Raw genomic sequence first — 22,568 nt, 5'->3', positions numbered from 1 at the left:
TGATTAGCGGTGACGACGGCTGAGCTGGGTCGTTGGGCTGTCTGTGGTGGGGGTTGAAGCACGCGAGTTGATCATGTCGGAGCGTCGCGTCACTGGACTTTCGGCGGCCGTGATCGCCGATCTGGTGGCCGAGTTGGGGCCGGTGTGGCAGGCCCGAAGAGATGCCGAGCTGGCTGACCGTCCGCGTCGTCGAGCTGTGGGCGCTGGTGCGAAGTACAAGCTGGTCTTCGTCGACCGGCTCCTGGCCACCTTGGTCCACCTTCGGCACGCTGTCACCCACGACATCCTTGCCTGCTGGTTCGGTGTCGACCGCTCCACGATTACACGCGCGATCGGCGAGATCAGACCTTTGCTCGCCGACCGCGGCTGCCGCATCGAGGGCGGACTGCGGCTGCGAACGCTCGCTGACGTCATCGCTCATCTCGGTGCCACCGGGCAGACCGCATTGATGGACGCCACCGAGATCCGGGTCCGCAGGCCCTCCGCACATCGCGGCGGACGCAGCCGCTTCATCTCCGGCAAGAGCCGCATCAACGCAATGAAAGCCCTCGTCCTCACCGATGAACGCGGACAGTTACTGTTCTGCGGCGAGGTGCGGGCCGGATCGGTTGCCGACATCACCCAAGCCCGCGATGCCGGCCTGGTCGACCTCCTCGCCGACACCATCGACCTGCAGATCCTCGCCGATGCCGGCTACCAGGGACTCGCAGCACAGACCTACGGCCAGGTCGTCACACCACCACGAAAACGCCGCGGCAAACACCTCGAACATCTGCAATGGCTCATGGCCCACCACGAAGCCGCCCTCTTCGCCTACTCCTCAGCACGCATCCCCGTTGAACACGGCATCGCCCACCTCAAGAACTGGCGAGCCCTCGCCCGACACCACACCCGCCGGGACAACCTCCCCGACACCATCCGCGCAGCAGCCGGCCTCCTGACCGACCAACAAGCAACCCAACACACCAAGGCACTCGCACTGCACACCGCAAAGACGTGATCACAACACCGGCCACGAGCCCGACACGGCCTCACGCTAATCACGCACGAGGTCGTTAGGGCTTGCAGATCATTAACACGTTGTCTTGATCTTGTTGTGGGACTCGCCGGTTTGGTCGAGGACCCGAGCCTGGAGGGCAGCGAGGACGACGGGTGGCGTCGTCGCGGGTGGGATGGTGATGCCGTGTCCCTCGAACAGTTTTCTGTTCTTCAGAAGGGTGCGGTGCATCGCGGTCCGGCTGCTGCCGAACAGTACGGCGAGGGGCTCCGCGGCCAGATTGACGCGCAGATGGAGCACGGTGGCCAGGACCTGGTCGGGGAAGGCAAGCCGGGGCGGACGGCCGCGCCGGGTATCGCCGTCCAGGGGCAAAGTCCTGGTAAGGGCGTCCAGTTGTTGCCGGGACATGCCGGTCAGGGCGGGATCGGACAGCAGGGCCTGGTCCCACCGCGGGGCCGGTGCCTGCGGAGCCCGGGCCGCCGGGACGGCGGGACGGCGGGGCGGACCTGCGGGTGCAGGGCATAGTTCCAGTCGCCATGGAAAGCGTGCCGGGTCAGCGGCAGTGCCGACATCTCTGCGTCACCGATGCGGACTCCGGTGGGGTAGGTGTTGGTGTCGAGTGCGGCACTCACATGCAGTCCGGTGCGGGTGGTGGTCGCGGCGATGGACTGGACGATGACTTCGTGGCTGGTCAACGGGCGGCCGCGCCAGTTCATGGTGATGTGCGAGAAGAGCCGGTGCTCCGACATGGCCCGCGCCCGCCGGGACTTCACCATCATCACCCTCCCGGCCGAGGAGACCTGCACCCTCCGCTTACTGACCGCCAACCGGCGCGACCTCATCGCGGAGAGGGTCCGCCTGATCAACCGGATGCGGGATCTGTTGTGCGGCATCAGCCCAGCCTTGGAACGAGCCTTTGACTTCGCCCGTTCCAAGGGCGCGGTGACCATGCTCACGCGCTATCAAACCCCGGCCGGCCTGCGTCGCATAGGCGTCAAACGGCTGACCACGTGGCTCGAACGGCGCAAGGTCCGCAGTCCCCGGCGGCTGGCGGAGAAAGCCATGGCCGCAGCCGACCAGCAGCACACCGCGCTGCCCGGGCAAACCCGCGCCGCGGCCCTTGTGGCAGAACTCGCGCACCAGCTGCTGGAGCTGGACGAGCGGATCGCGGTCAACGACCGGGAGATCCGGGACACCTTCCGTGCCGACGAACGCGCGGCGGTCATCGAATCGCTGCCTGGCATGGGCCCCATCCTGGGTGCCGAGTTCGTCGCGGTCGCCGGGGACCTGTCGGCCTACCGTGACGCCGGCCGCCTGGCGGCACACGCCGGCCTCGCCCCGGTACCGCGCGACTCCGGGCGTCGAACCGGCAATCTGCACCGGCCCAAACGCTACGACCGTCCGCCTGCGCTGGGTGTTCTACCTCTCCGCCCAGAGCGCCATGATGTATCCGGGCCCTTCCAGGGATTTCTACCTGCGTAAACGTGCAGAAGGCCTACGTCACGTCCAGGCCGTACTCGCTCTGGCTCGACGCCGCGTTGACGTGCTCTGGGCCATGCTCCGCGACCATCGCCTTTACACTCTCGCCCCGCCATCGGCTGCTTGACAACGTCATTGAGATTCAACGAGCCTCAGGACGGGAAGCAACACCTTGATTCCCTGCAAGCCCTTACGAGCTCGTGCACGGTTGGCGGTGGCTGGGTGAAGCCGTGATCGTTGATCATGGTTTGCGTGGTGGGTACTTGGGCGCGTGCAGCGATCATTGGGAGCCAGCGGATCACCGGCTTGTCGCCGGATGTGATTGCTGAACTCGTCGCGGAGGTCGGCCCGTTGTGGTACGACCGGCACCAGGCCGTGCTTGCGTCGCGCCCCCGGGGCCGGGCGGTCGAGGCCGGGGCGAAGCACAAGCTGGTTTTCGTCGACCGGCTGCTCGCCGCCCTCGTTCACCTGCGGCACGGTGTCGCGCACGATGTGCTGGCCTGCTGGTTCGGTGTCGACCGCTCCACCATCACGCGCGCAATCGGTGAAGTGCGACCGTTGCTGGCGGCGCGCGGTTGCACCGTCGCACCCGGCACCAGGCTGCGTAGCCTCGCCGAGGTCATCGACCATCTCGGCGCGAGCGGGCAGACCGGGATCATCGACGGCACCGAGATCCGGGTGCGCCGCCCGGCCGCGGGACGCAAGGACCGGGACAAGTTCATCTCCGGCAAGAACATGCAGAACGCCGTCAAGTCCATGGTCGTCACGGACGCGGAAGGCAGGCTGCTGTTCTGCAGTGGGGGGCGGACTGGGCATCGTCGAACCACATCGCCGACTGACCGGAGGAGTGCAGCAGGAGCGGGTTCGCGCGGGCTTCCATACGCGTCCCACTCAGGCGATGCTCCGGGCGTGGCGCATTGCGATTGCCCGGGAGCACGTGGCATAGCCAGCGGCTATGGCCCGAATTCGCGGATGGCTCCTTCCGGCCTGTTGTTCCGCAGGATTCCCGTCGTACATGCTTGCCGCATGCCGCACGGGAGGTCAGCCACGACTGCTGCCGGCGGACTCTAGCTGGTCGCGGAGCCATCGTGTTGGCGGAGGCGTGTGCAGCGACCGGCTTGGCTTGTGGGAGCAGGCGGGAGTTCGACCATGTCACAGGAGTCACCGACCGCAGGAGTTGATAAGGGCTCCGAGACTAGCGGCCGCGACGCGTCGTACGCCTCGTCGTGGATCGCGGACCTCCCCGAGGGGGAGAGCCGTGGCCCGCCTCTGGCCGGTACCGATGCCACTGGCGAGGCAGCCGTCCGACGGACGCAGGGTGAACGCGGCTTGGTCCTGGCGTACTTCAGGGCGACGAACCGGATCTCGGCACAGAAGTAGACCCACCTCTGGCAGATGAAGGAGTTCGTTCTCGGCCGCGGCACGTCCCGTGGTGCACAGCTGTTGACCGACGCAACGCATCCGGCGGCTCAGGAGGGCTCTGCCGGGGCTGGAAGAACCCCGTGCCTCGTTGAGGCATCGAAGTGAAGGGCGCATCCATGCAGGGAACCGTCGACGGCTTCACCTACGGCGCCGTCACTCCAGTCGTCGCTTTTCTCATGGCCTGTCTGGGCAGTGCCCTGGGGCTCCGCTGCACCACCAGGTCGCTGCGGACGGACAGGTCCTGGAAGCCGGCCTGGCTGGCGCTGGGCGCGGCGTGCATCGGGTCGGGTATCTGGACCATGCACTTCATCGCGATGATCGGCTTCAGCGTTTCGGCTACGCCGATCCGCTACGACTTGACGGCGACCGTAGAAAGCCTGCTGGTGGCGATCGCCGTCGTGGCGGTCGGTGTGTTCATCGTCGGGCACTGGGGAGCGAGGCCTGTGGCGCTGGTGGCCGCGGGGCTGGTCACCGGGATCGGCGTGGCGGCGATGCACTACCTGGGAATGTCCGGCCTGCGTTTCCAGGGGCACGTGCACTACAACGGCGTGGTCGTCGTTCTCTCCGTGGTCGTGGCCGTCGTGGCTGCGACGGCCGCGCTGTGGGCGGCCGTGTCGATCCACGGGTTCCTGCCGAGCCTGGGCGCCAGCGTCGTGATGGGTATTGCTGTGACGGGCATGCACTACACGGGGATGGCCGGGGTCAGGGTGAGGCTGTCCGCCGGCTCGTATGTGTCCGCGGAGGACGCAGTGGCCGCCTCGTCCATGTTCCCCGTCTTTCTCGGCCCGTTGCTGTTCCTGGTGATCGCGGCAGTGGTAGTGATGTTCGACCCGCTGCTCATCCTCGGCGGAGATTGGGATCGGCCTGCCGTCGCACATGGGCGGGGAAAGAACCCTCCGCACGCATACTGATTCCCCGTGAAGTCGTCAAGCCAGGTTGGTGGCGCAGAGCGGGACGAGCTCACCCGACCGCCCCCCCGCATCCGACAGCATCCAAGCAGGCCACGGACGTCGTACTTCTCCACGGGCCGGGCCCCACTCCATGATGCGCGAGCCCCGCTACCCCTCCGACATGACCGACGCCGAATGGGCCCTCATCGAGCCACTGCTTCCGTCGGCTGCCTGCACCACCCCCAGCGGCGGACATCCGGAGAAGCAGCCACGCAGGGAGATCATCGACGGCACCCGCTGTCTGGTCGATAACGGCATCAAGTGGCGTGCAATGCCTGCCGACTTCGCGCCCTGACTCACCTGCGGTTGCGCGTGTTGCCCCGCCGCCCGAGCCCGCGTACCTCACACGCCTGGCGGCCAGCCCGCCGCGGGACACTGCACCGCCGGCCCCCGGGACACGACGCCGGCTGGAACCCCAGCCGAGCGCATGCATAAACTACTCGCCACCACACGTCGGTAACTGCGTGTTGCGACGACCAATGGAATCCGCCCCTCGCCGAAGCAGTCCCGCCCGCTCTCGCGAAAATCCCGATGGCGCGATACTCCTGGGCTTCCTGGGCCGCGGCTTCACTTGCCGCACCAGCAACGTGGTCGAACGCTGCTTTCGCGCTGGTGTCAGCGGAACGTGGTGCGTCCGCCGCTGCCGTTCACTCCGCTGGGCAGGTTGCTCCTTGCTGGGGGAGCTTGCCCTTGAGCAGGTAGGCGTCCACGGCGGCCCTGGTGCACTTGCTTCGGTGGTACGCGCCGTGTCCTGATCCTTCGTAGGTGAGCAGCCGGGTCTTCTGCGGAGCTTGCCGGTTGACGCCGCTGGCCCATGTGTGGCCGGTGGTCGAATCGTGGTGGCTGTTGATGAGGAGGATGGTGGGCGCGTCGTGGCCGAGGCGCAGGGGCCGCTGGGGGTTGTTGACGTGTTGCGGCCAGCCGATGCATCCGAGCAGGGCCTCTCGCATTTCTGTGGAGTAGCGCGCGTGGGGGGCGGCTGCCCGTTCGGCGTCGACGAGGGTCTTCCAGTCATGGTAGTTGCGTATAGGCAGGTTCCAGTCCTGGCAGAACACCGCAAGTCGGCCATTCAGGTCGGGCTGCCCGTCCTGTCGATTGTCAGGGGAGGCAGGGCTTGGCTTCCGGTCGGCGTCGCCGATGCGCAAGGGTTCAAGCCAGGCGGCGAGTTCGCTCCACTTCGCATCTGCAAGGTCACTGTAGGCCTCCGTCAGGACGTCGTATTCGGAGACGGAGTCGCCCTCCTTTGTTAGTAGTTGGCCTCGGTCTGCTGCGGCGAGGAGCTTGTTCCAGTGGGGCAGCACCTTGCGTCCGTGCAGGGCGCAGACCGGTGTGACCTCGCACCACCGCGCGAATTTCTTGAGAGAGTCCTCGACCGCGGAGGCTGACGTGGCGGCCAGGTCCTGGGCTGTCAGGCTGTGGTCCATGTTGGAGTCGAGCACCATGCTGCGGACATGCTTGCCGTATTTCTGGGCGTACTGCTGGCCGATGAGCGTTCCGTACGAGATCCCGTAGTAATTGATCTTTTTCTCGCCAAGAGCGGCACGGAGCGCGTCCATGTCCTGCACGACGTTCAGGGTGTCGGCGTGGTCGAAGAGGGAGCCGTTGCGATTCCGGCAGTCCTGCCGCAGGGCAAGGTTGGCATTTGTCAGCCGCTGGAACTCCGCCTGGCTGCGCGGCGCTTCGAGCACAGCCGCATTGCCGCACATGATGGGCTGGCTTGCGCCGATCCCGCGCGGATCGAACCCGACGATGTCGAAACGCTCGAGGATCTTCGCGGGGAAGACGTCCATGGCCGTGCTGACAAAATTCACCCCGCTGGCTCCGGGGCCACCCGGATTGATGAAAAGGACTCCCAGGCGTTCGGCGCTGTTGGTGGCCTGGTGCCGCGCGACGGCCATGTCGAAAGTCTTCGCGGGCTTGCGTCGGTCGACGGGGAGGGTGAGCGTGCCGCATTGGATAGAGGGCGTGTCGGTGCACGGCTTCCAGATGATGCCGCTGGCCGCTTCGCCGCGCTGGGCGGAGGCAGGAAGAGCCAAGGGGATGAGTGTGGCCGCACCGACCGTGATCGCGACCGCGAAGGATATCTTGCGCTTGGTGCTGGACCGTTCGATCCGGTGGCGGGCCTTGCGCCTACTGCTTGCGCCAGAGGACGCGCCAGGGTCGCTGGGGAAGGGGATCGGGCATCCGGCCCGGGATTCATTCTGGATCATGGTTACTTGCTCCTGTCGTGCCCTCAGATGTGACGCGTGAAGTTATAGAGCCCACTCGTCTTCTCCGGTTGCGGATTCGATGGGTCTTTTCGGGCGCCCTTACCATTGCTCCCTCCGGCAACGAAGGCATCCCCCCTGAGTGGCAACCCGGATCAGCCTTCAGGCCCATCTTCTATGTGCCGTGTCGTTCGCGAGGGCGATGGTGAGGCTGCGGGCGGTGCCGTCCGTGACGCCTGCCGCCGCCCGAGCGGGTGTTGCTGGTGGCTGTGTACTACCGCACGAACCTGACCATGCGGGAGCAATGCCCATGCCCTGTGGATCGGCCTCGGATTGGACGCGAAGGGCGTACCTTTCCGAGTGATCGACTTCAGGTCATCGAGTAGGCCGACGTTGCACCGTCGGCCGGGAAGGCCCGCCCGTGCTGAGCGTAGTGAATACCGATGGAACGATCGAGACCCGCTCCCCTCGACAAGACACCTCGCCGCCGTAACAAGCCCCGCTACGCACGCGACGGCCGCATGGTCGGCTACACCGAACTCAACGACACCGCAGACGCCGAACCCGACAGCGGCCTCTACCGCCGACGTGTCTTCTGCCTGCTGCCTCACGACCGCGACAACGACCCCGGCGGCATCTACCAGGAAGGCGCGCCCGGCGAAGCGGTCGACCCAAGGACGATTGGGCCCAAGAAGGTCGGTGAGAAGACGCCGCGCTCGGGACTGTCAAGTTAACGGATCTGGCTCACTTTCGGTGGTGACGCAGTGTGCTGGTGGGTCGTTGACATGGCGTGCGTGACGTCAACGAGTTCGTAGACGTGGTGTTTTCGGGTCTGTGCCCTGAGAGCGTGGTTGATGAGACCGAGCTGATTCAGGTGCGGGCACGGACACCGCAGGACCCGGCGCCGTGCCCGAGCTGCGGGGCGCCGTCCGGCCGTGTGCACGGCTATCACTGCGGACGGTGGCCGATGTGTCGGTGGACGGGCGGCGAGTGGTGGTTCGTGTGCGGGTGCGGCGCCTGGTGTGTCCCACGCGCGGCTGCCGCCACACCTTCCGCGAACAAGTGCCCGGAGTGCTGGAGCGATACCAACGCCGCACCGCGCGACTGACCAGGCAAGTCAGGGCTGTGGTCAAGGAGTTAGCAGGTGAGCTTGTTCCGCTTTGACGGACACCATCGGCGTGGTGGTCAGGCTGTGAGTGCGGTCTCGTAGTCGGCGGGACTGCGGTAGCCGAGGCTGCTGTGCAGTCGGTGCAAGTTGTACCAGCCCTCGATGAGTTGAAGATCGCGGTGCGGGCGGCGGCCCTGCTGGGCCAGGGTCGCGTGTCGAGCAACTCCCGTTTGATGGTGGCGAAGAACGACTCGGCGAGCGCGTTGTCCCAGCACTGCCCGGTGCGGCCGACGGACAGACGGACGCCGAACTCCGTTGCCAGGGAGGCGAATTGCTGACAGGTGTACTGACAGCCGCGATCCGAGTGAAAGATCACCGGCCGGGTGGGACGACGACTGTGGCAGGCGGAGGTGAGAGCGTCCGCGACCAGTTCGGTGCGCAGGTTGTCGGCGGTGGACCAGCCGACCACGCGGCGGGAGGCGATGTCGATGACGGTGGCCAGATAGAGCCAGCCCTCCTCGGTCGGGATGTAGGTGATGTCACCGCACCGGCGGGTGTCGAGGCCGTCCGGGTCGGGAGCGAAGTCCCGGACGATGAGGTCGGGCCGGGTGGCGGCCCGCGGGTGGGGGATCGTCGTCAGCTGGCGTCGTCTGCGGTGCCGGCCTTGCACAGTCCGGCGTTGCGCATCAGTCGGGCGATGCGGCGCCGTCCGCATTCCTCGCCTTGTCGCTGAAGGACGGCGTGGACTCGCGGGACGCCGTAGGTCCCGCGGGACCCCTCATGAACCTCGGTGATCTTCTCGGTCAGCTCGGCGTCGCGGACCGCCCGAGGGCCGGGGCTGCCGGTGCGGCGGGCGTAGAAGGCGGTTCGGGAGACCTGCAGCAGTTCACACGCGCGCTTGACGTTGTGACCGTCTCGCTTCTCCGCCTCGATGAACGGGTGCACCGTCACCGGATCCTCCTTCGCGAAGAAAGCCGTGGCCCGCTTGAGGATGTCGACGTCCTCGCGCAGCCGACGGTTCTCCCGGCGCAACGCGGCCAACTCCTCGCGGTCACTGCTGGTTAGGCCATCGCGTTCGCCTGCGTCGACCTCGGCCTGGCTGACCCACAGCCGCACCGCGGTCTCGGTCAGGTCGAAGTCCTTGGCGATCTGACCGACCGAGCGGTCACCACGACGGCACAGCTCGACGATCTCGGCCTTGAACTCCGGCGTGAACGAACGGCGAGGCCGAGGCTTCTTCTTCCCCATGCTCTCCATGATGGGCATCCTTCCGGGGCAGAACCCCTGATCTCAGATGTCCGTCAAAGCGGATCAAGCCCAGTATCCGCCTGGCCTCCTCTTACGACACCGACGCGCGCTGGGCCGCCAAGGGCGAGGACCTGTTCTGGTGCGGCTACAAGGTCCACCTGACCGAGAGCTGCCACACTCCGGCCGAAGCCGAAGCCGAAGCCGAAGCCGAAGCCGAAGCCGAAGCCGAAGCCGAAGCCGAAGCCGAAGCCGAAGCCGGGGACAGGGACAGGGACGGCGTCCTGCCTCCGAACCTGATCACCGATGTGATGACCACCGACGCCACCGTGCCCGACGTGAAGGCGACCGCACCCATTCAGCAGCGGCTCGATGAGCGTGAACTGCGGCCCGGTGAGCACTTAGCCGCGGCGTGGGTCGTCAACACCCTTTCCTCTGATGCGCATGTGAGAGGAGGGCGTTTCAGGTGATGGCGTTCCAATACTGCCCGGGGGGGGCGAGCGCTGCGAGCCCGAAGCAGGGTCGGCCATGTGATTCTGAGGGTGCGTCACTGGCACGCGGAGTGGTTCCTTCCGCCGGGAACTTCCGCCCCAATGGGTGTTACTGTTCGGTAGTGCAGAACATTCTTTGTTATCACTGAACACTCTTCAGTGTGTGCTATACATTCGTCGTGTGGGGGTTCGCCAAACCCTGGTCCACTGGGTGCAGGCTCCGTTGAACCGGTGCGTTACGAAGGAATCCTTGACATTGTGGGGTAGATGCATGCCGGCATTGCGTTATGTCCGAGGACGCTCGCGTGATAGCCGCAGGGGCTATTGCACTCTCGGCTGCGGCAGTTGGCCCGGCTGTGATCTCCCCTGTAGGGGCGCCGACGAAAACGCGTCGACCCTTGGTGTTCGGGCCAACAACTAGACCACTGAAACAAACAAGTTCGAGAAGATCACATTGAATCTCCGAGTGTTACCAGCGGCGTTGTGGGATTCCGCTCACGAGGTATAACAGCGCGTTCCGCGACTGCGGATCAAGGAAATACTCGGTAACCACACCCCTCTCAGAGGGCCGTTGGGTGGACCAGCGGCCGCGTAGCCCTGGACACACCCACGGCCGCGGCATGCTGCCGTGGCAGCCGAGTTTAGGAAGGAAGCGACCGAGATCGTGGCGCAACTTCGATCGGTGCGGGACCCACAGGCAAAGCTTTCTCGCAGATACTCTCCAGGGCGTCTTGCACAATGGGTGTCACCAAGAGGGCTGTGCCCGGTGCTGAATTCCGGCGACCGGGAGGTCTTGTGGCTGTACGCGCTGACTCGGCTGGGCTTGTGGATCACGGCCTATTGTGTCCGTTGGTTGTTCGCCGGGAACTCCGAGGCTCAAGATCCCTCCGCGGTTCTGGCGCCGTGGCAGCAGTGGGATTGGTGGCACTACGTGCGTATAGCGCGCGACGGCTACTTCCCGGGCCGCGCGGGACCGGGGAATCCCGACTGGGACAACAGGGAGGCGTTCTTTCCAGGCTTTCCCCTCACGTTGCGCGCGACTCACGTCGTAGTTCCCAACTGGGCATTCGCGGGGCTGTTGATTTCCTTGCTTTCCGGGGCAGTTGCCGTGTTGGCTCTCGCTCGCATCGCCCAGCGTTGTTCGCCGTGTGAGGGTGTCGGATCACGCGTCGTCTTCTTGTTCTTGCTGTCGCCATGTGCAGTGTTTTTGGCCGCCGGTTACACGGAGGCGCTGTTCCTCGCGCTGGCCCTGCCTGCTTGGCTGGCCGGCATGCGGCGTGATTGGCCTCTCGCGGCGGTGCTGACCACGCTTTCCACGACCGTGCGGATCAGCGGTTTGTTCCTTGCGGCGTCGCTCCTGGTGCGTTTTCTCCTCACTCAGCGACGGCAACATGAATGGTCATCGTTGCCGTGGCTGGCGGCACCCCTTCTGCCTGTTGGCGCCTTCAGTTGGTATCTGCATAGGCGCACTGGGGATTGGATGGCGTGGAAGCATGCGCAAGAGCGCGGCTGGCACCGCACACTCCACGCTCCCTGGGAAGCTTGGCAGCACACCTGGCAGGCGGCCTTCTCAGGCACGCAAACCGCCGCCTATGCCGTCGTGTGCCAGGCAGAGCTTCTTGCAATGACGGCGGGAGTCCTTCTCGTGGCTGTTCTGTCCATACGTCGTGACTGGGCTGAGGCCACTTACATCGCAATCAGCATGGCGGCCTTGGGTACTTCGTACTGGTACACCTCGATCGCCAGGGGCACGCTCATCTGGTGGCCGCTGTGGGTCCTCCTGGGGGTCTGGAGTCTGAAACGGCCAAGGGTCACGACCGTCTACGTCTGTGCCGTGGCCCCTCTGACCACCGTCTTCGCCGTCACGTTTCTGTCAGGCCGATGGGCAGGTTGACCTGCAACTGCAGGTCTGTGGCAGCGACGTGGGATAGCGGACAGCCGCCTGGCCTGTGCGTCAGCGGCCCTGCTGGGTGCAGCACGCTGAGCTTGGCCACCAAACCTTTCATGACTCATGTTCATCATGGATGAACGAAGGTCGCCGTCTATTCGTATCTCTGGTTGCAAGGCAACGTGGCACGCCGAACTCGCCTCGGTAGCCGGTGTCCGGTTGTGGAGGCAGAGGAACGAGAGCGGTGACGGGTCGGCAGGTCAGAGGACGACTGAAGGGAGAACGGGTGGGTTGCGATGGGCGGCGCTTCTCCGTTCGCAGGGCGGCCACGGCCCTCTGCGAACTGTGTTTCGCGGGCGGCCTGACTAACCCCGTGCCCGGGCGCGCCCCTGGGTCCGCCACATTCGTTGTGCAGAAGGGGCTCTCATGAAACGAACATCATGCAAAAGGTCGAGGTTGGCGAGCCGGGCGGTGGCGGCCTCGGTTGCATTGTTACTGGGTGGAGGTGGGCTCGTTGCCGTCAATGTGTACGCCTCCGCCGGCGAGCACCACTCCCGTCAGCGCACCGACCGGACACTGAGCGGCGGACAGAGGATGTCCATCATCGACTGCCCTGAAGTCGCGAACGAGTTGCGAAGGGTGCCGAGACCAGCACGTCGGGCGGTCGACGCTGAACCGGCGAGGATGGACAGTCAGATCACTGACTCGTACAAGAGGCTCGCCGACCAGAATGCCCGGGTACGGGGCGATCCCCAATTCGCCAGATTTGGCACCCTCAATCCGCCGCGTGCTGCGTGGCCACGGAAGACGCTTGGGTGGGGCGGTTGGCCGCACGGTGGTGAGGCGGCATGGAACGACAGGGTGAGTTGGCCCGGCTCCGCCGGTGAGCCAGGCCTGTCGGCTCCCTCCCATTGCGGTGCAGCGCCAGGGTCCCGCTCATCGGGGCGAGTCTGCTTCATGACAGGGCTGTGGCCAGTCCGCCACGTCCGTTATCACCACTCGTCTACCGAGGAGTTGAGTGATGCCCTCAACGGGACATCGGAGATTGTGGGCGAACGCTCTGGGTGTCGCCGCCGTGCTGGCGCTCCTTGCAGGCTGCACCAGCGACGGCATGGGGTTGCGAAATGAAGGGCCCGCTGATCTGCCCTCCATGCCTGCGCACAGGGGCGTCGGGGCCGCCCAATCATCGGGGGCCATGCAGATGCTTGGCCCCAAGACCTCCGCCCAGATTCCCGCGGCGACGAGGCAGGCCGTCGTCGTCATTGGCGAGGCTCCGGACTCGAGTCAAGCCACAACTGTTCTGTACGAACGAGGGGCTGAGGGCTGGAAGGTCTCCTCCCACCCCTGGCCTGCCCGCAACGGTGGACGCGGCTGGACCAGGAATAAGAGAGATGGGGACCAGCGCTCGCCCATCGGGGTGTTCGGGCTGACCGTGGCGGGCGGCTTACTGGCCGACCCAGGCACAACGTTCGCCTACGAGCAAACCGAGGGATTCACCGTGGCCGGGCGCGATGTCAAGGGTGAACTGTTTGCCGGAGCGTTCGACTATGCCGTGGCCGTTGATGTCAGTCGCAAGCCGTGGAACGGGCCACTCGATGGGATCCTGCCACGATCGGGAAGCGGGGGAGAAGCTATCTGGATCTACGCCGACGACGCCAGACCCACGCGGGGGAGTGTGTCGCTGTCGCGAGGCCGCATGAAGGAGCTGCTGCGATGGCTGGACCCGTCAAGCAGACCGGTAGTGGTGATGGGGGATGCGTCGGCGCTGGGTCGTTGAGCTGCGCCCGGCTGTGCGGTCAACCGCCTTCGACGGGAGTGCAGGTTCTTGGGCTGGAGGACACAGCGCCGATCGAGTCAACAACGGCCTGTAAGGCCTGGAACGCTCCAGGACGCGACAAATCGGAAAGCTACACCTCTTGTCAGGCCGAACGATGTTCAGTATAAATAAAAGAGAGCACCACTCGGCCTCTGGCTGTCTGGAGCTCCGCTGCCCTGTGGCATCCCGGACAGCGGGAAGGGTGGGTCGGGTCTCGGCTTCCCCCGTCCGAGACCCGACCAACGGGTTGACGGTTCACCATGAGAGCTGTGGCAGCGATGAGCGCTGTGATGCCACTCAATGGCCGTGCGGCGGGCTGTGTTGTGACGTCATCGACATTTACGCCCACCTGCCATATCATCCGCCGGCACGTCCAACACCCTGGCCATGACCGCTGAGGTCAGTAGCTCTGTGCGATCTGGTGGGCCATCTCCCGCATGTGTGTGCGGTCGTGGGCGTTGACCACTTCGTCGACGATGTGGCCGTCGGCGAGGTGGACAATGCGGTCGGCGCAGGAGGCAGTGACGGGGTCGTGGGTGACCATGACGACTGTCTGCCGTAGACGTCTTACGCTGCCTTGCAAAAGGCGAAGGACTTCTCGGGCGGCCCTGGAGTCCAGATTGGCCGTGGGGTCGTCGACGAAGACGATTTCCGGCTTCGATGCGAGCGCCTGGGCGCACATCACCCGCTGCTGCTGGCTGTGGGACAGTTCGGCCGGGCGTTGGTGGAGCCGGTCGGTGAGCCTCAGGGAGGCCACGACTTCCGATACCCACACGGGATCGGGTTGCCTGCCGGCCGCATCCATCGGAAGGGTGATGTTCTCGGCTGCAGACAGGCTGGGGAGCAGAGCGAGTGTCTGGAATATGAAGCCGATTCTGTCCCGACGTAGTCGGGTGAGCTGCCGTTCGCTGAGTGTGGACAGCTCTGTGTCTCCGATGTAGACGGAGCCGGAGGAGATGATGTCCAGACCTGCCATGCAGTGCAGGAGGGTGGACTTCCCGGATCCGGACGCTCCCATGATCGCAGTGAGCTCGGCCTGGTTGAACTGAAGAGAGACTTCGTCCAGGGCGACAACTCTGCCCTTGCCGCGACCGTGGGTCTTGCTCAGAGCGACAGCACGGGCAACGGGCCGGTTCCGCGGCGTTCGGGCAGGTGATGGAGATGGTGCGGCGGAAGACATCAGGCTCCTTGCGGGAATCGCATTCGGCATTGACGAATAGCGTTATCCTAATGTCCTGCGCCGGAAAATGGCGAGACTTACGACCTCGTGCGTGATTAGCGTGAGGCCGTGTCGGGCTCGTGGCCGGTGTTGTGATCACGTCTTTGCGGTGTGCAGTGCGAGTGCCTTGGTGTGTTGGGTTGCTTGTTGGTCGGTCAGGAGGCCGGCTGCTGCGCGGATGGTGTCGGGGAGGTTGTCCCGGCGGGTGTGGTGTCGGGCGAGGGCTCGCCAGTTCTTGAGGTGGGCGATGCCGTGTTCAACGGGGATGCGTGCTGAGGAGTGGGCGAAGAGGGCGGCTTCGTGGTGGGCCATGAGCCATTGCAGATGTTCGAGGTGTTTGCCGCGGCGTTTTCGTGGTGGTGTGACGACCTGGCCGTAGGTCTGTGCTGCGAGTCCCTGGTAGCCGGCATCGGCGAGGATCTGCAGGTCGATGGTGTCGGCGAGGAGGTCGACCAGGCCGGCATCGCGGGCTTGGGTGATGTCGGCAACCGATCCGGCCCGCACCTCGCCGCAGAACAGTCCGCGTTCATCGGTGAGGACGAGGGCTTTCATTGAGGCTGAACCTTTGGAGTGGACACCCTGACAATGGATCTTGATGGTCCAGGGAGGGGTGTCCAGGTGGGACGCAAGTCTCCGTATCCGGAGGAGTTCAGGAAGGACGCCGTCGCGCTTTACCGCGCTGCGGCCGGCACACGGACGTACGCGGCCGTGGCCGCGGATCTCGGTGTCACCGCCGAGTCCTTGCGGACGTGGGTCCGCAAGGACGAGTCTCAGGCCGTGCCCGAGCAACGTGATGCCGGTATGGGTGAGGCGGAGGAGCTGGCCCGGTTGCGGGCGGAAAACGCCCGCCTGGTGAAGGCGGAGAAGGAATGGCAGCTGGAGCGCGAGATCCTGCGCCGGGCAGCCGCCTATTTTGCCCGGGAGGTGAAGTGAGCCCCCGCCGCTGGGACTTCATCTCCGAGAACCGCGCCGACTTCGGCATCAAGCGGATATGCAGAGTCCTGGGCGTCTCCCGCTCCGGCTACTACCGGCACCAGGCCAGTGCCGAGGCCCGCGCCGAGCGAGCCGCCGAGGAAGCGCGGACGGTGTCTGAGATCCGCGAGATCCACGCCGATCACCAGGGCGCCTATGGTGCCCCGCGGGTGCATGCCGAACTGCGGTCCCGGGGACGGAAGATCAACCGCAAGCGCGTCACCCGGCTGATGAGGATCAACCGCATCGTCGGCCGGCACCTACGGCGCAAGAAGCGCACGACCATCGCCGACAAGCTTGACTCTGTCGGGGATCTTGAGATTCCTCGGTGCAGTGGCTTTATCAAGCGGCATGCTCGGGACGGTTCGAGGTCCATGTACGTCGCGAGGTGGTTCATGTCCGTCCGTCCCCGTCCCGGTGAGCAGGTCCCGTCTCTGACCGCGCAGGTCGCACGGGCCAGCAATCCGGGCGGGACGACGGCGATGTGGGTGCGCGACCGGCTCGATGGGCTATGGCGGGACGAGGACTTTACGGCCTGGTACCCGCGCGACGGCAGGCCCGGGTTATCGCCGGCCCAACTGGCTACCGTCAGCGTGTTGCAGTTCCTGTGCAACCTGTCGGATCGTCAGGCCGCCGAGGCTGTGCGCTGCCGGATCGACTTCAAGTACGCCCTCGCCCTGCCCCTGGACGATCCGGGCTTCCATCACAGTGTGCTGTCCGACTTCCGTGATCGGCTTGCCGACGGCGGTCGTGCCGACCTCCTGCTGGACCTCGCCCTTAGGCGGCTGCGGGAGGCCGGGCTGGTGAAGGAGCGGGGGCGCCAGCGCAACGATTCCACCCACATCGTGGCAGCCGTGCGTGACCTGACCCGCCTGGAGTTGGTAACCGAGGCCATACGCGCGGCCCTGGAAGAACTTGCCCGCACCGCCCCGCAAGAGCTCGCCGGACTGGTCACCGAGTAATGGGGCGAGCGCTACGGACGCCCGGTCCGTCTGGGCAAAAACCCGACACACCCCAAGACCAGGGTCAACAGCACTGGAGCCGATGCGCACCTGCTGCTGACGCACCTTCACCAGCGTCGGCCCGGCTTCCGTACCGGGCCGCAGGTGAAGGCCCTGCTGGAGGTCTTCATGCAGAACCACGCTCGTCCACCAGGCACACGCCGCTCGTGAGCACCAGGTCGACCTGGTCGGCCCGGTGCGCGCCAACCCCACCCGCCAGCACCGCGACCGGGACGGCTTCAGCCGGGACGACTTCCTCATCGACTTCGAGCACCGGCAGGTGACCTGCCCGCAGGGCCAGACCAGCCGCAGCTGGTACGGCCCGTATCCGACGTCTTCACCCCAGGCTGCACCGCTGAGCGTGGTCAAGTTCGCCAAGAGCCAGTGCGGACCGTGCCCCGTCCGCACGCGGTGCACCAGTTCCCGCGCGGCCTCACGCAGCGTCGGGTTTCCCCCCAAGGACCTGCTCGACCTGCAGAAGCGTGCGCGCACCGAGCAGGACAGCCCCGAACGCCGCCGGACCTACGCGGTCAGGTCTGGTATCGAGGGCATGATCAACGAGTTCGCGCACGGCCACGAGATGCGGCGATGCCGCTACCGCGGCCTCGACAAGACCCACGTCCAGCACGTCCTCACCGCCATCGCGGTCAACATCGAACGACTCAGCAGCCAGCACCCACCGGAAGAAACACGCCCTCAACGCCCTCCCCGACCGCCGACCGCGTTTCAGAGGCATCTGGACCAGCAGGGCATCCCCCGGCCACGGTCCAGGCGATTCATCGGCGGCTGAAGCCGAGCTTCTCAAGATCCCCGACAGAGTCAAGTTAAGGCGCCGCCGGCTGCACGGGGCCGCATCCCCGCGACCATTGGGGGGCGTTTGTTGTCAGCAGAGGACAGCTTGGCTGGGTGAAAACATTACTCGGGGACGAAAAACCGGCGGTTCGCGACAAGCATCGATAGCTGGATTGTGCAGGTTTATTTTCGTCACGTAACCTCTGGGCGAGTCGAAGGATTGCGAGCATCCGGATCTCTTTCGAGCGCAAAGGAAGTTATGCCTGCACGCACATCCTCTTCTGCGCTGGAACGCCTGCCGCGAGCAATGTAGCCGAGGAATTGGAGAGAATTCCATGCGGAACCCGTTCAGGAAGATCGCAATTGTCTCCGGAGTCATGACTGCCGCGACCACCATGGCTATTGCTCCGGCAATGGCGTCGCCGACCCACTGGACTGTAGGGCCGAACTCAAAAGTATCGTTCTCGGCTCTTTCGCTGAGTACAGTCATGGAAGTCAATGGGATTCCGGTCACCTGTCCCACGGCGACCTTGAGCGGAGAGATGTTCGGTGCCGAAGGCAACCCCGCTCACCTCGGCGACATCTCCGTTGCTGCCTTCGGTAGCGAATCCGAACCCTGTACGAGCCCGTTCGGTCCCGTGGGCCTCACCGCCGGTACGAGCCCGGCGTGGCGGCTGACGGCCACCGGTTACGATGCCGCGACCGGCAGCACGACTGGGTACATTACCGGGATACATGCCACGCTCACGGCGTTCACCTGCACATTCGAGGTGACGGGCGAAGTGAACGCCGCCTACACCAACTCCACTGGCGTTCTCACGATTTCCAACAGCACCCGCCAGCTGACGGTTGTCGGTGCCAGCGCCGAATGTGCGGGGATCACCAAGGACGGTGACCACCCGACCTTCAATGGTGACTACAGCGTCGTCACTCCCTCCGGCGGTACGGCTCACCCGACCGTTGTGGGCACCGAGTAGAACCGTTTGACGGTTCTCACCTGAGCAGGATCGCGCGGCTCCCCCTATTGCCGCGCGATCCGTCGGCATTGCATTGGCCCACCCGTAGCCGGTGGGGCCGCCAATCCGCGTCGTTAAGTCGTTGCGTCGTGGATGAGGCCTCCAAGAACGACACACAGGGGCCGGACAGGAGGCCCGCAGCCTGGTTCGACAAGGCCGGTCCGGAAGGAAAGCGGAGACGAGATGAGACCTTTCTTATCATATTCGAAATCTCGCACTGTGAGGGCGTGGGCAGCCGTGTTCGCTGCGCTCGTCTTCGCCGCCCCTCTCGCCACCGTTCCCGCGAACGCAGCCGGCGTCGACCAACTGAACGGTTACTGGAGTCCGTTCACGCGCTGCCCGGTCGACAATCGTGTCATGCTGGCCGCGGACGGCAAGGCTGATATCGCCTCGTGTGTGTCCTCGTACTCTCCGAGCGGCACCATCAAACTGGGCAACTTGACTGCCCTGACAAGCGCCAGCGAACTGCAGTTCGGAGTCGTGCAGCACGCGGCCGCCCGCACCTTCACGGTCGTACCACCACCGGGCGGCGCCGTCGTCGGCGCTCCGACGGAAATCCCCGGAGGACTGCTCGGTCTCGTATGCACGAGTGGTATCCCGGTGGTCTCCGACATCTGCAGGGCAGCGTCCGAGAACGGCCTGAACAGGGTCACGGCGACGGTGGAGTCGGTCGGCACGCCGACGGACTTCAGCCTCACTTCAGCGCTCGGCCCCGGTATGCCCATCGTCCGACTGCCCGTGCGGATCCGACTGCAGAATCCGCTCCTCAGCTCGGAGTGCTACATAGGATCAGCCGACGATCCGATCGTGTTACGGCTGCAGAACGACTCGAAGCCTGCGATGGCCAGCCAGCGCTTCGACGGTGACGGAACGCCCAACGCGTCCCGAGGCGCGATGATGCGTTTCGTTCTCACGGAAAGCAGTCAAGGCGACAGCGGCTTCGCGGTGCCGAAAGCCCACGACTGCGGCCTGTGGGGCCTGGTCGACCTCGCGATTGATCTGAAGGTCGGACTGCCCTCGCCCGCCGGCAACAACAGTCTCGTACTGAGCGGTGCGTCGATCTACAGTGCCGGACTCACCGCTCCGGGCATTGTTCATCCCGACAACGGAAAGCACTTGTCGAAGTTCTGGCACTCGGCCCTGCTCCCCTGAAACGAATGAGAACCAGCACTCTCCGCTGACTGGAAGCAGCCTCGCGGCTCCGTCCCCCCCCGGGACCGCGAGGCTTTTCGCGCGGCAGCCGGGAAGAAGCGCCGTCCCGGCCGAACTGCGCTGGATTCACTTGACCCAGAGGCTGGCGGCGGCGGCCCCCAAGTTCACGACTGCGTGACGCCGGTGCCTCCGGGCATCCGCAGCAGTGGCCTTCCAACGGGCCGACTTGAGAGCGGCGTTCGCTGTGTGTGCCTGTACCACGAAGGTATGAGTGCCGGGGCGGCCGTCGACGGCGGCCATGGGCATGGTGACGTTCCACCACTGGCTGGCGAGATGAGACCGATGTGCGTCCCGGGTGCCGCCGCGCCGCCCGTCGACGACGGACAACGGCTCTATGCGGCGAGTTTCGGTGTGACTCAACTGGTCTGCATACTGGCCAATACTCAGCACGGAAATGGCTCCTGCCTAGTGGTGGAGAGTTTGCGCGAGCGGTCCCGCGCACATCGGTCTCAAACCCGTCCGGGTGTGTCGTACTCGAACAGAGTGCCCGGAAGTGAGGCAGCGGTTCGTCCGGCTGTGGTCGGTATTGCTTGTAGGCCGTGAGTTGGCCCATGAGCTGAGGTGCATCCCCTGGTGTAGGCCGGCACCCGGCCGCTGTGTGCGTGGTCGGGCTGGGCAGGTCTTGCATCACTGCGGTGCGCGGCAGGTGATCATGGGATCCGCCCAGTCGGCGTGATCAATATCGTTGTCGTCGTCGCCGTTGCTGACCACAAGGAGGACGGACTCCGCGCCGTCCACATCGGCTGTCATCCGCTGCGGCGACGTTCGGCCCCTCAGGATGCCTGTTGCCGCCCCCTTCTTGCCGTCTACCCAGATCTCGAAGGCGACCGAGCCTTGGCCCTCCGCTTCATCGTCGAGACCCACGCGGGCGGTGACCCTCGAGCACCGGCCGCCGAGGTAGTACTCGACGGTGCTCGGTGCATGGACACCCAGTCCGCTGCGGAACACCTCACCGTCGATTGTCATGGGCTTTCCGTCGCCCTTCACGAATTCGCCGTTGCTCGTGTTCTTCTCGAGGGGGCCCCAGCCGTTGAAGGAGCTCTTGGGAATGAGATCGCTGAGACGCGAGTTGCCGGCCGGCGGCGTTCCCAACTGAGCGATCAACGGCATCTGCCGGGAGACCCTACTGCCCGCTGGAGACTGATAAGTCGCCGTAAGAGTCAGTGTGTACGGACCGGGCGCCGCGGACCGAGGGGCGGTGATCTCCCAGGCGGTCGAGAGGCTCTTGCCGCCGGTGAGCTTGGCCCGAAAAGCCTTGGATGTCGCATGCGCCTCCCACCCTGCGGGGCCCGTCAGGTCCACGGAGACGTTCAGAGCGGCCTCGGCCCCCAAGGCGGAGACTTTCGAGGTGAATTTCGACAGGCGCCCGGTCAGCGTCAGCAGGTTCTTGCCGCTGCTCACCTCCAGGTCGACGGAAGGACCAGCTAGCCGCGGCCTTGAAGGGCTGGCGGGGATCGGCACGGAAGAGCGGGATGGCGACGCAGAAGAGCCAGGGAGGGACGGCGGTGAGGCAGAAGGCCTCCGAACCGGATCCGGCCGTAGTGCGGAGTAGCCGAGAAGGGACACCACGCCGATGCTGACGAGGGCCAAGGATGGGACAACGATGCGCGCGGTGAGGGTGCGCTTCCGCCGGAAGGTGGGTGCGGGGCTGCGGTCCGAGCGGCGTAGTTCGGCATAATCCGCTCCCCGCCACCGGAGCACTGCGATGGGCAGCAGACACTGGAGCGTTCGCGGCATCCGGGTCAGAAGCCCGAAGATCTCTTCGCACTGAACGCATCCGGCAAGGTGATCGGCGAATTCTCTGGGGCGGTTCTCCCCGGTGTCACGTACCGCAAAGTCCATGTGGGCCGCGAAATACCGGCAGCCCGGAGCTGTCGCCCGCGACATGTACTCCTGAAGAATGGCCTCGCGAAGCGATCTTCGGGCCACATCGCCGAATGAGGCTACATCGGAGCTGTTAGCCCCCAGAAGCAGCCCCACGAGGTCTGGCGATTCTCCCTCGGTCACTGTGTGCCACAGCGCCACCTGAGCTCGCCCTGGGGCTGCGTAGAACATGCGAAGCACAAGAGCCTGAGTGTCGTCGACAGGTACTGCGTCGATCCCAAGATCCTCGTTGAAGGCAACCCACTGAAGGAACTCTTCGTCCAGCAGCTCGCGGCGCGGCGTCCCCGCCCACTCCGTGGCGACCTTCAAAACGCTCTGGAGCAGGGTGATCCGAAAGACAGGGTCATGGCTGCCCGATGAGGTGAGGGCGGCTTGGCTGAAGACGGCCGAGACGAGATCCTCTGCATAGCCGGGAGCGGCGCAGTAGAGCTGGGCGTAGTCCCGCACGGCGTCGCGGTGCCGTCGGTGAAGCTCGGCGTAGGCCCTGCCGCCCGGGCGTCTGACCCAGAGCAACCTGTGCCCCCGGGCCTGCAGGCCGATGGCTGTCGAGACACCTTTGACATCGAAACGGATTTCAGCCACGAGGGCTTCGTCCGAGGCCTGCTCGGCGTGCAGGGCGGTTCTCTTCATGGAGCCGGGACCTCACAGAACTCTGCGGGCGGGGAGACCCGCCGGGTTGCACCATTGAGCAGAACCATAGAACAAGATTCAGCATTACAGAATGACGTACTCGTTCTGGGTTCTGATGCGACTCGAGTTGAGGCACTGTCAGCCCTGCTGGTAGTAGCGCGGCCTATTCGGGCGGCCGGACCGTGCACTGCGCGACAAGGGCAGAACGCGGCCCCGTTTGGACGACTTGATCCGCTCGA

The 22,568-nt window shown here is 65.4% G+C and carries 15 protein-coding genes and 7 pseudogenes; 14 read left to right on the top strand and 8 right to left on the bottom strand.

Features of this window, described 5'->3' with window-relative positions; genetic code table 11:
• Positions 1–46: 46 nt before the first annotated feature.
• A complete protein-coding gene (locus OG735_RS01300) occupies positions 47–1,000 on the top strand; it encodes a transposase family protein (protein ID WP_327321275.1) in 954 nt (317 codons plus the stop codon).
• 72 nt (positions 1,001–1,072) lie between these two features.
• On the opposite strand, the pseudogene OG735_RS41760 reads toward OG735_RS01300, so the two are convergent.
• Positions 1,073–1,740, bottom strand: a pseudogene (locus OG735_RS41760) (ISAzo13-like element transposase-related protein); the annotation flags it as partial.
• Between OG735_RS41760 and OG735_RS01285 the strand changes: the two are divergent.
• The 4 genes and pseudogenes from OG735_RS01285 to OG735_RS01270 all read left to right on the top strand — a co-directional run.
• A pseudogene (locus OG735_RS01285) lies at positions 1,739–2,603 on the top strand (IS110 family transposase); the annotation flags it as partial. The pseudogenes OG735_RS41760 and OG735_RS01285 sit on opposite strands and share 2 nt — an antisense overlap.
• Positions 2,604–2,728: 125 nt before the next feature.
• Positions 2,729–3,547, top strand: coding sequence for a transposase family protein (locus OG735_RS01280; protein WP_327321273.1), 819 nt, complete (start codon positions 2,729–2,731; stop codon positions 3,545–3,547).
• Between the two features lie 467 nt (positions 3,548–4,014).
• Complete coding sequence (locus OG735_RS01275) at positions 4,015–4,809, top strand: MHYT domain-containing protein (protein WP_327321272.1); 795 nt, start codon at positions 4,015–4,017, stop codon at positions 4,807–4,809.
• 133 nt (positions 4,810–4,942) lie between these two features.
• Positions 4,943–5,140, top strand: a pseudogene (locus tag OG735_RS01270) (transposase); the annotation flags it as partial.
• Between the two features lie 355 nt (positions 5,141–5,495).
• Here OG735_RS01270 and OG735_RS01265 read toward each other — a convergent pair.
• Complete coding sequence (locus OG735_RS01265; RefSeq protein ID WP_327321271.1) at positions 5,496–7,058, bottom strand: alpha/beta hydrolase; 1,563 nt, start codon at positions 7,056–7,058, stop codon at positions 5,496–5,498.
• A gap of 464 nt (positions 7,059–7,522) precedes the next feature.
• Between OG735_RS01265 and OG735_RS01255 the strand changes: the two are divergent.
• A pseudogene (locus tag OG735_RS01255) lies at positions 7,523–7,789 on the top strand (DUF6009 family protein); the annotation flags it as partial.
• A 56-nt stretch (positions 7,790–7,845) separates the two neighbouring features.
• Positions 7,846–8,201 (top strand): annotated as a pseudogene (locus OG735_RS01250) (transposase family protein); the annotation flags it as partial.
• Positions 8,202–8,389: 188 nt separating this feature from the next.
• Here OG735_RS01250 and OG735_RS41755 read toward each other — a convergent pair.
• From OG735_RS41755 to OG735_RS41750, 3 genes and pseudogenes are all read right to left on the bottom strand, one after another.
• Positions 8,390–8,878, bottom strand: a pseudogene (locus tag OG735_RS41755) (IS3 family transposase); the annotation flags it as partial.
• On the bottom strand, positions 8,800–9,420 hold the full coding sequence (locus OG735_RS01245; protein WP_327321270.1) for an IS3 family transposase: 621 nt from the start codon (positions 9,418–9,420) through the stop codon (positions 8,800–8,802). The gene OG735_RS01245 and the pseudogene OG735_RS41755, both read right to left, overlap by 79 nt.
• A gap of 44 nt (positions 9,421–9,464) precedes the next feature.
• On the bottom strand, positions 9,465–9,809 hold the full coding sequence (locus OG735_RS41750; RefSeq protein ID WP_442812364.1) for a hypothetical protein: 345 nt from the start codon (positions 9,807–9,809) through the stop codon (positions 9,465–9,467).
• Positions 9,810–10,665: 856 nt separating this feature from the next.
• Here OG735_RS41750 and OG735_RS01235 point away from each other — a divergent pair.
• Entirely contained in the window at positions 10,666–11,793 is a 1,128-nt protein-coding gene (locus OG735_RS01235) for a mannosyltransferase family protein (protein ID WP_327321269.1), read from the top strand.
• Between the two features lie 1,189 nt (positions 11,794–12,982).
• Positions 12,983–13,564, top strand: coding sequence for a hypothetical protein (locus OG735_RS01230; RefSeq protein WP_327321268.1), 582 nt, complete (start codon positions 12,983–12,985; stop codon positions 13,562–13,564).
• Between the two features lie 439 nt (positions 13,565–14,003).
• Here OG735_RS01230 and OG735_RS01225 read toward each other — a convergent pair whose 3' ends face one another.
• On the bottom strand, positions 14,004–14,783 hold the full coding sequence (locus tag OG735_RS01225) for an ABC transporter ATP-binding protein (RefSeq protein WP_327321267.1): 780 nt from the start codon (positions 14,781–14,783) through the stop codon (positions 14,004–14,006).
• Positions 14,784–14,918: 135 nt separating this feature from the next.
• Complete coding sequence (locus tag OG735_RS01220) at positions 14,919–15,413, bottom strand: transposase family protein (protein ID WP_327328174.1); 495 nt, start codon at positions 15,411–15,413, stop codon at positions 14,919–14,921.
• A 27-nt stretch (positions 15,414–15,440) separates the two neighbouring features.
• On the opposite strand from OG735_RS01220, the pseudogene OG735_RS01215 reads away from it, so the two are divergent.
• The 5 genes and pseudogenes from OG735_RS01215 to OG735_RS01195 form a co-directional block, all read left to right on the top strand.
• Positions 15,441–16,111, top strand: a pseudogene (locus OG735_RS01215) (IS3 family transposase); the annotation flags it as partial.
• 57 nt (positions 16,112–16,168) lie between these two features.
• Positions 16,169–16,756, top strand: a complete 588-nt coding sequence (locus OG735_RS01210; protein WP_327328173.1) for a transposase — start codon at positions 16,169–16,171, stop codon at positions 16,754–16,756.
• 235 nt (positions 16,757–16,991) lie between these two features.
• On the top strand, positions 16,992–17,585 hold the full coding sequence (locus tag OG735_RS01205; protein ID WP_327321266.1) for a transposase: 594 nt from the start codon (positions 16,992–16,994) through the stop codon (positions 17,583–17,585).
• 337 nt (positions 17,586–17,922) lie between these two features.
• Positions 17,923–18,564: a hypothetical protein gene (locus OG735_RS01200; protein WP_327321265.1), complete on the top strand. Its 642-nt coding sequence runs from the start codon at positions 17,923–17,925 to the stop codon at positions 18,562–18,564.
• A gap of 222 nt (positions 18,565–18,786) precedes the next feature.
• Complete coding sequence (locus OG735_RS01195) at positions 18,787–19,755, top strand: hypothetical protein (RefSeq protein ID WP_442812363.1); 969 nt, start codon at positions 18,787–18,789, stop codon at positions 19,753–19,755.
• Between the two features lie 687 nt (positions 19,756–20,442).
• Here OG735_RS01195 and OG735_RS01190 read toward each other — a convergent pair.
• On the bottom strand, positions 20,443–22,329 hold the full coding sequence (locus tag OG735_RS01190; RefSeq protein ID WP_327321263.1) for an NPCBM/NEW2 domain-containing protein: 1,887 nt from the start codon (positions 22,327–22,329) through the stop codon (positions 20,443–20,445).
• Positions 22,330–22,568: the final 239 nt, after the last annotated feature.

The sequence above is a fragment of the Streptomyces sp. NBC_01210 genome, assembly GCF_036010325.1.
In the GTDB taxonomy this organism is placed as follows: Bacteria; Actinomycetota; Actinomycetes; order Streptomycetales; family Streptomycetaceae; genus Streptomyces.
Note: the sequence above shows the minus strand (reverse complement) of the source record. Positions and strands in the feature narration are given on the sequence as shown.

Bases quoted from the DNA above. Each gene is read 5' to 3' on its own strand.
- OG735_RS01275 (WP_327321272.1), top strand. From the start codon at position 4,015: ATGCAGGGAACCGTCGACGGCTTCACCTACGGCGCCGTCACTCCAGTC.
- OG735_RS01265 (WP_327321271.1), bottom strand. From the start codon at position 7,058: ATGATCCAGAATGAATCCCGGGCCGGATGCCCGATCCCCTTCCCCAGC.
- OG735_RS01245 (WP_327321270.1), bottom strand. From the start codon at position 9,420: ATGGAGAGCATGGGGAAGAAGAAGCCTCGGCCTCGCCGTTCGTTCACG.
- OG735_RS01230 (WP_327321268.1), top strand. From the start codon at position 12,983: ATGCAGATGCTTGGCCCCAAGACCTCCGCCCAGATTCCCGCGGCGACG.
- OG735_RS01225 (WP_327321267.1), bottom strand. From the start codon at position 14,783: ATGTCTTCCGCCGCACCATCTCCATCACCTGCCCGAACGCCGCGGAAC.
- OG735_RS01210 (WP_327328173.1), top strand. From the start codon at position 16,169: ATGTACGTCGCGAGGTGGTTCATGTCCGTCCGTCCCCGTCCCGGTGAG.
- OG735_RS01200 (WP_327321265.1), top strand. From the start codon at position 17,923: ATGCGGAACCCGTTCAGGAAGATCGCAATTGTCTCCGGAGTCATGACT.
- OG735_RS01195 (WP_442812363.1), top strand. From the start codon at position 18,787: ATGAGACCTTTCTTATCATATTCGAAATCTCGCACTGTGAGGGCGTGG.
- OG735_RS01190 (WP_327321263.1), bottom strand. From the start codon at position 22,329: ATGAAGAGAACCGCCCTGCACGCCGAGCAGGCCTCGGACGAAGCCCTC.